A 15324-nucleotide genomic window follows, 5' to 3' on the forward strand; every position below is an offset into this window, starting at 1 on the left:
TGCCATGTACCGTCTTGCCAGGCACTTTCATGCCGGGTACCACGCTTACCACCAGGCACGTGCCACCTCCCAACGCCAATGGGGTGAGTCAGGCCAGGCCTGAACCTCTGCAGCCCAGATTCTGGGAGAGGCATCCGGTGCCATGGCGGGCGCCACCGCGTAGTGATTGACGCTCAACGAGCCGTCGCTCCAGTGAACGCTCTCCTCACAGCGGGAGACGCGTTGCTCGCCAAGCGGGAAGGGCTGCACGCTCGGCGCGGCACACGACCAGTCGGCACGTCCCTGGGCATAGCCCTCGGTGCCATCGGCGCGTTGCCAGCGCGTGCGTACGTGGTAGCCGGGAGCCGGCTCGCCAGCGGCCAACGCGGACATCAGCGTGGTCAGGCGAGTCTCGCGATGCATGTCCAGGAGGTCGCTGTCGAAGCCGGCAGTGCCGGTCAGCCAGCCGTTCTCCAGGCGAACGAAGGCGTGGTCCGCGGTTTCAAAACGGGCCAGTTCTGTCGGAGGCGACGAGGGAGTCGTCACTGTCCCGGCAGAAGTGGCGGAAGATGACGAGGCTGCCGGTGAAGACAGCTCGTGGTCTGCTTGTGTCGGACTCGCGTCCGTGGCGCTGGGGGGGCGGGAACTGACGGTCTCAAGTGACGCCAGTACCACCATGCCCGTGTTGCCGTCGTAGCGTAGACGCAGCGACGCGTAGGGCAGGGCGCGCGCGCGCTCGGCATCGAATTGATCGCTGCCGAACACGGCACTCGCCGTCTGCCCCAGCTGCCCCTGCTCAAGCGCGGAACAGCCGCCAAGCAGCAGTGCGCCGGACACGAGCAAAGGGGCCGCCAGGCGACCCCCCATGCTGATGGATATCGAGATCATGATGATCAGAAAGTACCTGTCGTGCCGGTGGTGCCTGTCGTCCCGGTAGAACCGGTGGTGCCGGTCGTGCCCGTGGTACCTGTCGTGCCAGTGGTGCCAGTGGTGCCAGTGGTACCGGTGGTACCTGTCGTGCCGTCACCATCGCCCGGCTCGCCGCCTTCATCCGGGTTACTGCCATCGTCGGGATCGGTGGTGCCGGTCGAGCCGTCGCCGTCACCCGGATCGGTAGTGCCAGTCGAGCCGTCGCCATCGCCCGGATCGGTGGTGCCGGTCGAGCCATCGCCGTCACCCGGATCGGTGGTGCCAGTCGAGCCATCGCCGTCACCTGGGTCGGTCGTGCCGGTCGAGCCGTCGCCGTCACCCGGATCGGTGGTGCCGGTCGAGCCGTCGCCGTCACCCGGATCGGTGGTGCCAGTGGAGCCGTCGCCATCGCCCGGATCGGTGGTGCCAGTGGAGCCGTCGCCATCACCTGGATCGGTGCCGCCGTCGCCGCCATCACCCGGATCAGTGCCGCCATCGCCACCATCACCTGGATCAGTGCCGCCATCGCCACCATCACCCGGATCAGTACCGCCGTCGCCGCCATCACCCGGATCAGTACCGTCGCCGCCGCCGTCACCCGGATCAGTGCCGCCGTCGCCACCATCACCCGGATCAGTGCCGCCATCGCCGCCATCACCCGGATCAGTACCGCCGTCGCCACCATCACCCGGATCAGTGCCGCCATCGCCACCATCACCTGGATCAGTACCGCCGTCGCCACCATCACCCGGATCAGTGCCGCCATCGCCCGGATCAGTTCCGATATCGCCGCCAGTGCTACCACCACTACTGCCATCGCCACCAGATGCGACAGTCGCCGCGACGCCCACTGCCGCTGCGAGGCCAGCGGCAACGGCGGCGATGCTGCCGGCTGCCATGCCACCGGCTGCGCCGGCACCTGCGGCAGTGCCACCACCGCTGCTACTGCCCGTACTTGTGGAAGAGCCGGTGGATGTCGTGCCCGTCTGCGCTGGCGCTTCACTTTCCGCGCGCGCGATCCCGGCAACGAGAGGGGATAGCGCCAATCCCGCGATGACCAATGTTGTAGCAGTACGTTTCATGAGAGGGCCTTATCTCCTGCAGAGTACATCTGCACATCTGGTTGTGATCGTGATGTCCTGTCGATTGGTTTCCCATTGGCACCAATTGGCAGGTCATGCACATTTTTATGACAAGACTTGAACAGAGTTGGAACAATGCGCCCGGCATGCGATTGAAAGAAGCAAGCGTACACTCAAGCCATGACATTCTCATCAATGACAGGTGAAATCAGTTGAAGCATGGCGCATCTAGTGATAATGCGAGCCATCTTAGCGTATTCCCATTCTTTAGAGAATCTCAATTCACCCGCTGGCAGAGATATGGGAGCCAATGTGACGTCTTCACCTACCGAAATCATATCGGGCCTTATATCTGTCAGGGGGCTGAGCTTACTAAATCCGACGAGTGAAAGTCATTATAAGAAGGTGCTTAATTAATCTCTTGGGGGTGGTTTGTCTAATGCTTGTCGGGGCTTGTTGTGGTTCTGAATGTATATTTGCGTATCGTTGTGTAACTGTTTGGAGGCGTGTGAGTACTGCTGCGTCGCACATAGCAGACGCATGGTGGGTCTTGTCAACTGTGAACAGTACAGTGAAAAGTGGGTCAAATGACAGGAAATTGCTTTTATATCAATAGTTTGCCAGATATTTGGTGCCAGAATCTCACGCCTGGACCTGAATGAAATGTGAAAAACTGGTGGATGAATTGCGTGATTTTACAGTATGATGCTCACCTTATTTGTCACCGCCGTGTTGCGAAAAGGCGACAGGGTTGGCAAGGATGCGAACCAGATTGATAGGAAATCAAGCACCACAGAGGTTGTCGTGTGCTCCTCTGGCAAGTGACACATTCTCCTACCGCTACTGCTGGCAATCTTCTTTCTTGTCAATCACGCCTGCATCTGACTCGCTGGTGACGTGCTTTTTTGCGTAAAAAAGTTCTTGTACTGCCAATGTCATGGTTGAGTCACTCAAACGCTATAGCGTCAAGACACAAAGCAACTTCATGAGCTCGACATGCCTGCGTGTGATGGATGAATCCTCACGCCTCAAGGCGATGCTCACTATGTGCTTTCTGTCTTGAGGTGATGCTTTGTGTCTCGCCTAATGAAATCAAGAGAAGGAGTCAAGGCCATCCGGCATTGAACTCGAGAACTTCGTTTCAAGGCGCCACATTGCATTGCCGCTTTCCCTATGACTTCTCGTAACGCCCTTTCCAGGGTGGGGAAACGTTCGTCTTAAAATTCTTGAATTGTTTCCATCGTGGAAGCAATTCTGTCGCGTCATCAGCAGCCTCTGCTGGTGGGCGTGTCCGGGCCTTGGGGTAAGCGCCGTCATATACCTCAGGGCGGTAGCGTGCCTGAACGCTGAATGGCTCAGAGGTGCTCCACCTCGGTTCATGGGCACCGAACCAGCGTCTCTTCCTGACGATCCATCGTCTTTCATCGCTTCAGCACTCATGGCGGATGTGCCTTGCCAAGGCGCGCCGGGTGAGCTGCTTACTTCATCTTGCAGGTTTCGGGGGTTTTACATGATCAAGGTCACCATGTTTGGCAAGGGCTGTGCGCTGAAGCCGCGCCCCCGCCTGGCAATGACCACCGCGCTGTTGATTGCCATGTTGTCTACCACCGGCTGTGCCTTTGCCCCTGGTGGCAACATGGATTATCAAGCGGAAACGGCTCCCCTGGATGATGCGCTCGAGGTCCGGCCCATCACCTTTGGCATGGTAGATGCCCTGAAGGACAGTCACGGGAAGGCCCAGCGTGACAACGAGAAGCTGGAACAGCAGCTGGCCGATTACGATTACCGTATCGGCCGAGGGGATGTGCTCAACATCATCGTCTATGACCACCCCGAACTGACCATCCCGGCCGGCTCCGAGCGCAGCGCCATCGAATCAGGCAACAGCGTTCACAGTGACGGCACCATCTTTTATCCCTATATCGGGCGCGTGAAAGCGGCGGGGCTCACCGTCAAGGAATTGCGGGCCGTCATCGAGCGTCGTCTGTCCGGCTATATCGCCTCCCCGCAGATCGATGTGCAGGTGGCGGCATTCAAGTCCCAGAAGGTCTACGTCACCGGGCAGGTGGAAACCCCGGGAATCCTGCCGATCACCAATGTGCCGTTGACCATCCTCGACGCTGTCAATCAGGCAGGCGGCCTGTCGCCGCTGGCCAACTGGCACGACGTGGTACTGACACGTGATGACAGTGATGAGCACTTCTCGCTGTATGACCTGCTGCAGAACGGCGCGCTGAGCAACAACCGTCTGCTGCGCGACGGCGATGTACTGCACGTGCCGGATGTGGGCAATCAGAAGGTCTACGTGATGGGCGAGGTGCAATTGCCGGGCAGCCTGGCGATGGGCAATTCGCGTATCTCGCTGACGGATGCCATCGCTCAGTCTGGCGGTATCGATGAAGGTCAGGCAGATGCCAAGGGCATCTTCGTCGTGCGGCGCGCGGACACCAGTACCGGCAAGCTGGCGACGGTCTACCAGCTGGATGCGCGTGATTCGGCGGCCTTCGTGATCGGTGCTGAATTCATGCTGCAGCCTTCTGATGTGGTCTATGTCACAGCCGCGCCGCTCAGTCGTTGGAATCGTGTCGTCAATCAGCTGATGCCGACCTTGACCGCTGTCTATCAGGTGACGCGTTCCGCCAGTGATTTCGATGATCTGCGCAGTGACGATTGATCCGCGCCAGCCTCCTGTCTTCTTCCTCTCTACCTACTACCACTGGTTCTCACGAGAGCCGCAGCACTCGAAGGGTGTTTCATGAATCAGACCCCGCAAAATACAGCCACTGGGGCGATGTCGTCGGCTGCCACTCGCGATAACGATGATGATGCGATTGATCTGGGGCGCCTGTTCGGCATTCTGCTCGATCACAAGCAATGGATCATCGCGATCACTGGCCTGTTTGCCGTCATCGGGGTGGTCTATGCGCTGTTGGCGACGCCCATCTACAAGGTGGATGCCCTGATCCAGATTGATGATGCCCCTTCGACCAATCCATTGGCTGACGTCAATTCGATTCTGGGCAAGGAGCCGCCGTCCCAGTCCGAGATCGAGATCATCCGCTCGCGGATGGTACTTGGCCGCGCAGTGGACCTGCTCAACCTGGATGTCACCGTCACGCCGAAGCGACTGCCGCTGCTGGGAGATTTCCTTGTGCGCCGCGGGGTGGAGCGCCCGGATTTCGCCCAGGGTTGGGCAAGTACCTGGGCAGGGGAGAGCATCAGCGTCAGTGAGATGCCTGTCGATGACGCCATGCTGGGTAGCACCATTACCCTGCGTGTCGTCGATGATGCGCATTACGAGCTGATCCAGGACGGTGAGTTGCTGGGCAAGGGGCGCATCAATCAGCTGGACAGCTTTGCCGATGGTCAGCTGAATCTGCGTGTCACTGCCTTGAATGCCGCCACAGGCGCGGAATTTGAGCTGACACACATCAGCCGCATGCAGGCGATTCAAAATCTTCGAAGTACCTTCTCAGTGGCGGAGCAGGGCAAGGAAACCGGCATTCTCACGTGGTCGATGACGGGTGAGCAGCCGCGTGAGCTGCAGCGCACGCTGAATACCATCGCGGATATCTATTATTCACAGAATGTTCAGCGTCAGAGTGAGGAGGCGCGCAACAGTCTCGAGTTTCTCGATAACCAGGTACCCAAGGTGCGTGCCCAGCTCGATGAGGCGGAATCGCGCCTGAATGCATTCAGGACGTCACGTGACAGTGTGGATCTCTCACTGGAGACCCAGTCCGTGCTGGAGCGCATCGTGAATCTGGAGGCCCAGGTCAATCAGCTGGAACTGACCGAAGCCGAGATCGCCAAGCGTTATACGCCTAGCCACCCCACCTACGCGGCACTGCTCGAGAAGAAGTCTCAGCTCAAGCGCGAGATGGACAAGCTGAATGCTCAGGTGAAGGACCTTCCGGAAACCCAGCAGGAAGTGTTGCGCCTGACACGTAGTGTGGAAGTGACTCAGGCCATCTACGTGCAGCTGCTGAATAAAGTGCAGGAAATGGAGATCGCCAAGGCCAGTACGGTAGGTAATGTGCGCATCCTGGACGATGCCGGTATCTTGCCGCAGCCCGTCAAGCCGAAGAAGGCCATGATCGTGGTCATCATGACACTGCTCGGCGGCATGCTGTCCGTCGGTGTCATTCTGCTGCGTGCGGCGTTTAGGCGTGGCGTGGAATCGCCGGACCAGCTGGAAGCGCTGGGCCTGCCGATGTATGCCACCATCCCGCTTTCGGATGAGCAGGGCAAGCTGAGCCGCAAGGTGAAGCGCGCGACAGACAAGCATTCGCGCAAGATTCCCAACGGCCTGCTGGCGGAACGCAATCCTGCGGATCTCGCGATCGAGGCCTTGCGTGGCTTACGCACTAGCCTGCACTTCGCCATGCTGGAATCCTCATCCAACACCCTGATGATCACCGGCCCCAGCCCGGGGATAGGCAAGAGTTTCATCGCCGCCAACCTGGCGGCTGTCTGCGCCCAGGCCGGTCAACGCGTGCTGGTAGTGGATGCCGACATGCGCAAGGGTCACATGCACTCCATCTTCGATGAGCGCTCCGAGTGTGGCTTGAGTGACTACCTGGCAGGCAAGAAGTCGCTGGAAGACGTCATTCGCCCTGTTTCCGCGCTTGAATCACTTTCCTACGTCGCGCGTGGCATTGCGCCGCCCAACCCCTCGGAACTGCTGATGAGCGCGCGTTTCCAGGACTTCCTGACTGCGGTCAGCGAGCGTTATGACCTGGTCATCATCGATTCTCCGCCCATCCTTGCCGTCACCGATGCCGCCGTCATCGGCAAGCATGTGGGCACGACTCTGCTGGTGACGCGCTTCGAGGTGAACGCGCCCAAGGAAGTGGAAGTCTCTCTCAAGCGCCTGGCAGCTTCTGGCATTGCCGTGAAAGGCGGAATCCTCAACGCCATGGAGCGCAAGGCCGCCGGCGCCTATGGCGAGAATTATGGCTATTACAACTACAGCTATAAATGATCCCGCTGTATTCCGTCATCAGTCATATTGAATTCGAAGGGAACCAGACATGAAAGAGGTGAGCTCTACCATGGAGCATCAACGGCGCTATTCACGGCACTACGAGCGCTTGCTTGCCAGCAAGCGCCTACAGACATTCTTTGGCGTGCTGCTAGTTGTCGTACTGCCTGCCATGTACCGCTGGGGATTCGATTTCTGGAATACTTCCACCTTGGCACAATGGAATGCGATTCTGGGCACCGCCGCCGCTTTCACCTTGTCGCTGACGCTGATCAACCGCCTCTGCCAACTGCCGGGGACACGCTCCTTCACGTATGTCATCCCGACAGTTGCGGCTTCCTATACATTGCTCATCATCATCTGCGGTGTGCTGGAAGTCGAGGTGTCACGTCTGCAAGTCGGGATTTCCTTCGTGCTGGCCATCGTCTTCGGTGGGGCCTTCTATTATGTTGACAGCAAGTTGACCACCAAGCGCATGGCAGTGGTGCCCTTCGGGAAAGCACCGGCCTTGTGTGATCACCACAGCAAATCAGTGTACTGGTATGCGATGAAGGAACCGACACTGGTCGGGTTCAAGCGAATTGACGCCGTGGTTGCGGACCTGCGGGCAGATCTCCCCGAGGAGTGGCAGCGTTTTCTCGCTGACTGTACGATTCACCGTATCCCGGTGTACCACGCCACCCAGGCCCATGAAATGATTACCGGGAAGGTACTGCTGGATCACCTCTATGCCAATGAATTTGGCTCCCTGTCGCCACGTGAAGATTACGAAGTCATCAAGCGCGGCATGGACATTCTCGCCGCGTTAATCCTGATTCCTTTGCTGGCCCCTGTCATGCTGTTGACGGCACTTGCCATTCGTCTGGATAGCCCAGGCAAGGCGCTGTTCTGCCAGCCGCGTATGGGCTTCCATTGCCGTCCGTTTACGGTCTACAAGTTCCGTAGTATGTATACCGACATGAAAGGCACTGGCTTTACCCAGGAAGGCAATGATCCACGTATCACGCGCGTGGGGCGATTCATTCGCAAGTGCCGTCTGGATGAGCTTCCTCAATTGTTCAATGTCTTGAAAGGCGATATGAGCATGATCGGACCGCGCCCAGAATCCATGAGCCTCACGGAGTGGTATGAGAAGGATGTGCCGTTCTTCCACTACCGCCATGTGGTACGTCCTGGCATTACCGGTTGGGCACAGGTAGAGCAAGGGTATGCAGCAGAAGTCGAAGGTATGATCGAGAAATTGGAGTATGATTTTTATTACATTAAAAACTTTTCATTTTGGCTAGATTTGTTGATTATTGTAAGAACTATCAAAACGGTTGTTTTTGGCTCTGGGGCTAGATGATAGATGCTGGGAAAATTATTATTTTTATTGGCATTGTTAAGTATACTAGTGCTTTACAAGAACAGTTTTTTTAGAATTTGTATATTAATATATGCTTATCCGTTATGGATAATGTATGGATTAATGCTTGGAGACGAGCCAACAAGAATTATTAGTGCAACGGGATATTATTATTATGCTGAGTATTTGAAGGAAGCTGTACTGACAGCTATAGCTTCTTTTGTAGCATTTTTAATACCTCTATGGAAAGTTAGGAATGAAGAATATAGTTTTCCAACAATTAGAGTAAGTAAAACTACTAATATTGCAGTTTTTTCATTATTTATATTCTCAATATGTGCTGCATACCCTTCAGTATTTTACTTATCAGACTCAAGGTTTGGGAGTATGGGAAGCCTGGTAGTGATTTTCTTCGCTACCTGGATGATAACTGTAGGGAATAGTAATGAGTCAACAAGTAAATTGCAATTTGCCGTTGCACTTTCTGTTGTAGCATTTGCTATTATAAGGGGAGAGCGGGTTGATTTTATTTTAATGCTCTGCCTTATGTTGTTTTATTATTTTAAAACTAGTAGAATAAATCTTCTATATTTATCAGTGCCGTTAATCTCTATATTTGCTCTCGGTATGTATGGAGGGCTAAGTCGAGGTGGCGAAAGTTTAAATATATCTAGTTTGATAGAAGAAATAGTAGCAAACTTGTCTAGCTTAGGTACCGCTGTAGATGTAGTTCATGTTTATTTATCTTCTGTGTGGTATGTAAATGCAATCGGCTACACTTTAGAACCTATAATTAATATTTTGATGTCCGTATTCCCCTCTAATAACTATGGCGGAGCTTCTTCAGAATATAATTATGTCTGGATACTAAGAGATTATATAAATAACGTCGGTGGAGGAATGTTTTATACTGCTTTCATGTTAGCTGCAGGGCCGATTCTAACAGTAGTGTCAGGCTATATTTATGGCTACTTATTAAAGAAAATGTTCCTACTTAAAACCAAGTATGGGATTGTGTTTATTATGTTTTTTATTATGCAGCTAAGATTGCAATGGTATGGACCTAACTATTTCGGATCTATAGTGTTATTCTCAATAATATTTGTAGTTTTTATTAAGCTCCTTAAAAATATAGGTGTCTACATTGAAGCTAAAGAATAGCTCTTTAATGAAAGCTTTTCTATCGCTGACATTTTTAAAGGCATTAGATAGCTTATCTCCCTTGATTCTTGTACCTTTCGCCATTAATATTTTTAATATCGAAGGTTTTGGTCGAATATCTTTTTATCAGACACTAGCCGTATTCTTTGCTTACTTGATAGATTTAGGGTTTAACGTTGTAGGTATTCAAAGAATTACGGCAACTCCAGTCGGCTCATATATAAAGGCGTACTTAACTTCCTCTTACTTGATAAGGCTGATTTTATTCCTTCTGATGGTGCCTTTATTTATAGGGGTATCATTACTATCACCAATCTATCGTCCAGAAGACCTCCCGATAATTATTTCGTACACCCTTCTATTATTGTCTGCAGTACTAGCATCAGTTTGGTATTTTCAGGCCAAAGGTGAGTATAGAATACTATTAATGTCTTCTTTTTTATCTAGATTTGTTTTTATAAGTTTAATCGTTATATTTGTAGACGGCATGTCAGATATTACCTTATATGTAATTATGTATACTTGCATGTTTTTAGTTCCAGCAATTTTCCAATTCTCTATAATAATTAAAAGAGGATTGAGTAAAAAGTTGAATTATAGGTTAGTTGCATTGATAGCTAAAGAAAATTTGGATATATCGTTATATAGATTTTCAAATGCAATTATCCTTCCGCTATCTGTCTATACGATATCAATCGTCGCAACTGCAAATGAAGTGGGCTTATTTACCGTGTTCCAGAGAATACTTGGAGTGTTAGTAAATATATCTTTACCTATCAATCAATCCTTAGTTCCACACCTGGCGAAATTAAAAAAAAATACAATAGGGAAATTTTATACCAAAGCCTTAAAGTTTTATTGTTATGTCGTAGCTATAAGTGTTGTTTTAGTTACTGCAGTTTATCTTGGAGTTCTTGTGTTGGTGCAATACAATTATTTTAGTAATTACTCAAATAATTTAGCACCATTACTCATTACCTCTTTAATTGTAATAACTGTAGTTCCACATTTTGCCAATTCATATGTTACACAAACTATAAAATTGATAGGTGTTTCAAGAATAAATAAAAATGTGTCAAGTATGACCGTGTTACTAATAGGCATTACCCTTGCGTCTGCTGTATATTTTAATTCTTATTCAACTATCATATTAGGTTACGTCTTAACCTATATCTTAAGCTTTGTTTTTTTATCAGTTTCTTTTGTGCGAATAGCTAATAAAAGGAGGTTAGGATGAGTGGTCGCGTATCTATAATTATGAGTGTTTACAATGCTGAAGATTACTTACATGAATGTTTGGACTCTATATTGATTCAGAAATATAAAAACATTGAAGTAGTAATAATAAATGATGGGTGCAAAGATAGTTCTGGTGAAATTATTGAGCAGTTTATTGAGCGTTGTGAAGGGGCTATTAAAGTAGTGTATGAAGAGCAAGAAAATCAGGGCCTTACAAAATCTTTAAATCGAGCGATTGTACTATCTACAGGAGATTATATTGCGCGTTGTGACGCTGATGATATTTTAGAACCAAATAGGATACATGACTCGCTGCAATATTTAGAAAATGAAGACTTGGATTTTTTAACCACACAAGCTTATATCTTTGAGTCACACAAAGAAGAAAAGAAAATTATTGGCGTCTTTCCCAAGGTATCTATAAAAGATAAGTATTGGTTTGATGTGGATTTTCTGACATTAGGGAATCCGCATATTCATGGTACATTCTTTGGCAAACGTAGTGTTTTTTTAAAGCATTCTTATAATGAAGTATTTAAAAAAGCACAAGATTATGATTTCCTTTTAAGAATTTCAATTGATAAATCAATTAGAAAAGGGCTCCTTAAAGAGCCTCTGTACTGGTTGCGTAAAAATATAGCATCATCAGGACGTAGCGATACATCGACACAAATAACAACATGTGTAGAGTCTCTTAATGCTTTGAGTCTGACTAGTAATTATCTAATTCCTGCGGCAGGCCCAATAAAAAAGTTTTTCTTACGTATGTATAAATATGTTAGATTCGGAGTGATATAATGGGACGTAAGTATTGGAAAATAATTGAACTTTTTTTAAAACCACTGATATTTTTTTTAAAGCTCTGCCCAAAGTGTATAATACGATTGCTTTATGATTTTTCATCGTCAATACCAACACCGGTAGGCTTAATTTTAAGGTACTGCTTATTAGCTTCAAAGGTTAATTACATAGGTAGTAATGTATATATAGCCAGGTGGGTAACAATTAAGAATATGTCTGGTCTTACTATTGGTGATAATGTAAGTATACATGAGAATTGTTATATTGATGCAATAGGAGGAGTTGATATTGGTAGTGAAGTGTCAATAGCACATAATTCATCAATTATAAGCTTTGAACATGCATGGAACGATTCCGCCACACCTATTAAATATAATAGTCTTGTTCTGAAGAAGATTAGTATTGCGAAAGATGTATGGATTGGTTGTGGGGTCAGAGTACTGGGGGGGACTATTATTAATACTAGATGTGTTATAGGGGCAGGGAGTGTAGTTAAAGGTGAGCTTATAGCTAAATCTGTTTATGGTGGAATACCTGCAAAGAAAATCATGGAATTCAATAATGACTAAGTTGGCTTTTTTTCATGATCATGTATTTAGTAAGCACGAAGATAATTTTTATTCACCCGGTAAATTAGATTATAGTAGTTTGGCTTACTATCTCAATTTTTTTTCCTCTTTAGATGTAGTGGCACGCTATAAAGAAGTAGAATCCATTGATAATAATTTGTCAATTGCGAATGGTAATAATATTAGTGTCCAAGGCGTATGGGGGCCTCTTACTAAGAAGGGTATAATAAATCGAAATTTAGTACGTAATACTATACACAATGCGGTCGATGACTGTGATTACGTCATAGTTCGCTTACCTAGTGAAATAGGTTTGATAGCTTTAAAGTATGCTGTAAAGAAGAATAAGAAAACTGCTGTTGAAGTTGTTGCAAATGCTTATGATTGCATTGTGTCTCGTAATACACTAGTTTCTAAATTATATGCTCCTATCGCTGAATATAGAAATAAAAAATGGATATCGAAATCAAAAAATGTTATTTATGTAACTAAGCAGTTTTTGCAAGATAAATATCCATGTGCCAACAATGTAGTCAGTGCAACCGATGCGGTTATATATCCAGCATCGAATATTAGGCCATTTGTATTTGACTCAAAGGCTATTAAGTTGGGGTTTATTGGCGATCCAGATATAGAGCTTAAAGGGTTTAAGTATCTCTTTGAAGCAGTAAAATTGCTCAATAATAAAGGACACAATATATCTCTTGAAGTTGTTGGGAATAAACGTAAATCAGTATCTTTTCCGCATCATGGCTATATTAAGTATAAAGGCGTGATTACAGATCGAGATAAGATTTATAGCTGGCTATCGGATATAGACATTTATATTCAACCGAGTCTCACTGAAGGCCTTCCTCGCTCTGTATTAGAAGCTATGAGTATGGGCAAGCCTTGTTTTGGTAGCCACGTAGGGGGCATGTCTGAGTTAATTCATTCATCTGCATTATTCCCTGCAATGAATTCTTTGGCGATAGTAGATAGAATAGAAAATATAATATCTCATCCAGAAACATATTCCTTTCTAGCTAAACATTCTTTAGCATTATCACAAGAATATTCGTACGATAAGGTAAATGAGATAAGGAATAAATTTTATGGAGGGCATAATGCATGGCTGTGAAAAAGAGGGCAACTGGTTTTATAGCAAACAGTAAATGGTATCTAAAAAACTTCCGTTCAAATACTATTATGGAGTTCTCTAAAAATAGAGACGTTGTTTGTTTCTCCCCAGAAGACTCTAGTATTGCGCTACAAGTAAGGCACATACCAATTGATCTTAATGCGTATAGCGTTAATTTTTATAGAGAGGCGAGAAGCTTTCTTTCTGTCTTTAATTCCATCCGGAAATCTAAAGTTAAGATAGTCTTTAGTTTTAATCCTAAGACTAATTTATATGCACTTATATCTTGTTACTTCCTTTCAACGCCAATCGTGATAAATATCTCTGGTTTAGGTAGTGCATCAAAATTAACTGGGATAACTGGTGTTGTTTATAAGATACTATTTAGATTTTTCCTGAATAAAGCGGAATATGTTTTTTTTCAAAACAATATAGATAGAGATATTTGTCTGACACAATTTCTTTTAAGTACGGACCGTAGTGAGGTATTACCTGGTTCTGGCGTTGATTTAGAAAAGTTCAGTTTTAGTAGTGAGATTAATTCAAGCCGCACTTTCTTGATGGCAGCAAGGTTGATTAATGAAAAAGGTGTGGTGGAGTATCTAAATGCTTCAGAATTAGTGTCGAAGATTTATTCTAATGTCGGTTTTAAATTAGCTGGTGTTCTGGATTATTCAGATCGAGCTGTTCCACACAATATTATAAGTCATTATGAAGCATTTTCTTGGTTTGAGTATTTGGGGATGCGCGCGGATATTGATCAAGTCCTAAAGGAGGTAGATTGCGTTGTCCTTCCTTCATACTACCCAGAGGGTACCCCTCGGAGCTTACTTGAAGCTGCCGCTTCAGGTAAAGTTATTATTACAACAGATACGCCAGGATGTCGCGATGTTGTAATCGAGGGTGTCAATGGCTTCCTCGTGCCTCCACGAGATACTGAAGCTTTGAAAGAAGCTATGGAAAAGGTCATCAATCTTTCTGACGAAAAGCTGGCAGAGATGCAGGCCAACTCCAGAAAGCTGGCTGAAGAGAAATATGACGAACAATATGTGATTCAGCGTTATCTTGATGTCGCTGAAGAAATTCTTGCCAAGAAGAGTAAAAAATGATGTCAGTAATGGTTACTGGAGCTGCGGGTTTCATTGGGGCTGAAGTCAGCAAGCGTCTACTGGAAGCAGGTCAGAATGTCATTGGCATTGATTCGCTGAATGATTACTACGATGTCTCTTTGAAAGAGGCCCGTCTCGAACTCATTCAGCAGCACGCTGGATTCACTTTCCTCAAGCTTGACCTTGCGGATCGCGAGGCGGTAGAGAAAGTGTTTGCTGACAATGAGATCTCACATGTGGTTCATCTGGCAGCACAGGCGGGAGTACGTTACTCGCTGGAAAATCCGCATGCCTATGCGGATGCCAACATGCTGGGTTTCTTGAACATCCTGGAAGGCTGCCGTCATCACAAGATCGAGCATCTGGTCTATGCCTCCTCCAGCTCCGTGTATGGCCTGAATGCGAAGGTGCCATTCTCTACCAAGGATGGTGTTGATCACCCTGTCAGCCTGTATGCGGCGAGCAAGAAATCCAATGAGCTGATGGCGCACACCTATTCTCACCTCTATGGCATTCCGACGACTGGCCTGCGCTTCTTTACCGTGTATGGCCCTTGGGGTCGTCCGGATATGGCGATGTACAAGTTCACCAAGGCCATTTTCGAAGGCAAGTCCATCGATGTGTATAACCACGGCGATCTATCGCGTGACTTTACTTACATTGACGATATCGTTGAGGGGATCATTCGCATCAAGGATGTCGTTCCTCAGGCTGGGCAAAAATCGGCAGCGGAGGGCCTTGCACCGGATGAAAGTCCTGCACCCTATGCCCTCTACAATATCGGCAATGGTAGCCCAGTTCAGCTGATGGACTTCATCAGTGCCGTCGAGAAAGCGACGGGTATCGAGGCCAAGAAAAACTATATGGACATGCAGCCAGGAGATGTTTCTCAAACCTGGGCGGATACTGAAGATTTCTTTGCTGCGACAGGCTATCGTCCGCAAGTCGGGGTAGAAGAAGGGGCTAGTCGTTTTGTGGAGTGGTATCGTAATTACTTCTCCATTTGATAGCCCTTGATGATTTCAC

The 15324-nt window shown here is 48.3% G+C and carries 12 protein-coding genes; 10 read left to right on the plus strand and 2 right to left on the minus strand.

Annotation, left to right across the window (positions count from 1 at the left end):
• Nucleotides 1-45: 45 nt before the first annotated feature.
• Nucleotides 46-867 (minus strand): hypothetical protein, encoded by an 822-nt coding sequence (locus BFX80_RS06720; protein WP_084208318.1) that lies wholly within the window; start codon nucleotides 865-867, stop codon nucleotides 46-48.
• 5 nt (nucleotides 868-872) lie between these two features.
• A complete protein-coding gene (locus BFX80_RS18010; RefSeq protein ID WP_205632746.1) occupies nucleotides 873-1970 on the minus strand; it encodes a hypothetical protein in 1098 nt (365 codons plus the stop codon).
• 1510 nt (nucleotides 1971-3480) lie between these two features.
• On the opposite strand from BFX80_RS18010, the gene BFX80_RS06730 reads away from it, so the two are divergent.
• The 10 genes from BFX80_RS06730 (at nucleotide 3481) to BFX80_RS06775 (ending at nucleotide 15305) form a co-directional block, all read left to right on the plus strand.
• Complete coding sequence (locus BFX80_RS06730) at nucleotides 3481-4644, plus strand: polysaccharide export protein (RefSeq protein ID WP_276204874.1); 1164 nt, start codon at nucleotides 3481-3483, stop codon at nucleotides 4642-4644.
• 81 nt (nucleotides 4645-4725) lie between these two features.
• Nucleotides 4726-6954: a polysaccharide biosynthesis tyrosine autokinase gene (locus BFX80_RS06735; RefSeq protein ID WP_240499693.1), complete on the plus strand. Its 2229-nt coding sequence runs from the start codon at nucleotides 4726-4728 to the stop codon at nucleotides 6952-6954.
• A gap of 49 nt (nucleotides 6955-7003) precedes the next feature.
• Nucleotides 7004-8299, plus strand: a complete 1296-nt coding sequence (locus tag BFX80_RS06740) for an exopolysaccharide biosynthesis polyprenyl glycosylphosphotransferase (protein WP_084208321.1) — start codon at nucleotides 7004-7006, stop codon at nucleotides 8297-8299.
• A 3-nt stretch (nucleotides 8300-8302) separates the two neighbouring features.
• Nucleotides 8303-9460, plus strand: coding sequence for a hypothetical protein (locus BFX80_RS17795; protein ID WP_157109446.1), 1158 nt, complete (start codon nucleotides 8303-8305; stop codon nucleotides 9458-9460).
• Nucleotides 9461-9467: 7 nt separating this feature from the next.
• On the plus strand, nucleotides 9468-10697 hold the full coding sequence (locus tag BFX80_RS06750) for a lipopolysaccharide biosynthesis protein (RefSeq protein WP_084208323.1): 1230 nt from the start codon (nucleotides 9468-9470) through the stop codon (nucleotides 10695-10697).
• Entirely contained in the window at nucleotides 10694-11497 is an 804-nt protein-coding gene (locus tag BFX80_RS06755; protein WP_084208324.1) for a glycosyltransferase family 2 protein, read from the plus strand. Before BFX80_RS06750 ends, BFX80_RS06755 begins: the two co-directional genes overlap by 4 nt.
• Nucleotides 11497-12069, plus strand: a complete 573-nt coding sequence (locus BFX80_RS06760) for an acyltransferase (RefSeq protein WP_084208325.1) — start codon at nucleotides 11497-11499, stop codon at nucleotides 12067-12069. Before BFX80_RS06755 ends, BFX80_RS06760 begins: the two co-directional genes overlap by 1 nt.
• Nucleotides 12062-13189 carry a glycosyltransferase gene (locus BFX80_RS06765; RefSeq protein WP_167592987.1) on the plus strand — a complete coding sequence of 376 codons (1128 nt, stop codon included), beginning with the start codon at nucleotides 12062-12064 and terminating at the stop codon, nucleotides 13187-13189. The genes BFX80_RS06760 and BFX80_RS06765 overlap by 8 nt, the downstream gene beginning before the upstream one ends.
• The gene (locus tag BFX80_RS06770) at nucleotides 13180-14298 is read left to right on the plus strand and encodes a glycosyltransferase family 4 protein (RefSeq protein WP_084208327.1); all 1119 of its coding nucleotides are present in this window, start codon (nucleotides 13180-13182) and stop codon (nucleotides 14296-14298) included. The genes BFX80_RS06765 and BFX80_RS06770 overlap by 10 nt, the downstream gene beginning before the upstream one ends.
• A complete protein-coding gene (locus BFX80_RS06775; RefSeq protein ID WP_084209662.1) occupies nucleotides 14298-15305 on the plus strand; it encodes an NAD-dependent epimerase in 1008 nt (335 codons plus the stop codon). The genes BFX80_RS06770 and BFX80_RS06775 overlap by 1 nt, the downstream gene beginning before the upstream one ends.
• Nucleotides 15306-15324: the final 19 nt, after the last annotated feature.

This window comes from Cobetia marina (genome assembly GCF_001720485.1).
GTDB lineage: Bacteria > Pseudomonadota > Gammaproteobacteria > Pseudomonadales > Halomonadaceae > Cobetia > Cobetia marina.

Excerpts from the sequence above, each read along its gene's own strand:
- BFX80_RS06750 (WP_084208323.1), top strand. The coding sequence starts at position 9,468 with ATGAAAGCTTTTCTATCGCTGACATTTTTAAAGGCATTAGATAGCTTA.
- BFX80_RS06740 (WP_084208321.1), top strand. The coding sequence starts at position 7,004 with ATGAAAGAGGTGAGCTCTACCATGGAGCATCAACGGCGCTATTCACGG.
- BFX80_RS06760 (WP_084208325.1), top strand. The coding sequence starts at position 11,497 with ATGGGACGTAAGTATTGGAAAATAATTGAACTTTTTTTAAAACCACTG.
- BFX80_RS06775 (WP_084209662.1), top strand. The coding sequence starts at position 14,298 with ATGTCAGTAATGGTTACTGGAGCTGCGGGTTTCATTGGGGCTGAAGTC.
- BFX80_RS06765 (WP_167592987.1), top strand. The coding sequence starts at position 12,062 with ATGACTAAGTTGGCTTTTTTTCATGATCATGTATTTAGTAAGCACGAA.
- BFX80_RS06755 (WP_084208324.1), top strand. The coding sequence starts at position 10,694 with ATGAGTGGTCGCGTATCTATAATTATGAGTGTTTACAATGCTGAAGAT.
- BFX80_RS17795 (WP_157109446.1), top strand. The coding sequence starts at position 8,303 with ATGCTGGGAAAATTATTATTTTTATTGGCATTGTTAAGTATACTAGTG.
- BFX80_RS06735 (WP_240499693.1), top strand. The coding sequence starts at position 4,726 with ATGAATCAGACCCCGCAAAATACAGCCACTGGGGCGATGTCGTCGGCT.
- BFX80_RS06770 (WP_084208327.1), top strand. The coding sequence starts at position 13,180 with ATGGCTGTGAAAAAGAGGGCAACTGGTTTTATAGCAAACAGTAAATGG.
- BFX80_RS06720 (WP_084208318.1), bottom strand. The coding sequence starts at position 867 with ATGATCTCGATATCCATCAGCATGGGGGGTCGCCTGGCGGCCCCTTTG.
- BFX80_RS06730 (WP_276204874.1), top strand. The coding sequence starts at position 3,481 with ATGATCAAGGTCACCATGTTTGGCAAGGGCTGTGCGCTGAAGCCGCGC.
- BFX80_RS18010 (WP_205632746.1), bottom strand. The coding sequence starts at position 1,970 with ATGAAACGTACTGCTACAACATTGGTCATCGCGGGATTGGCGCTATCC.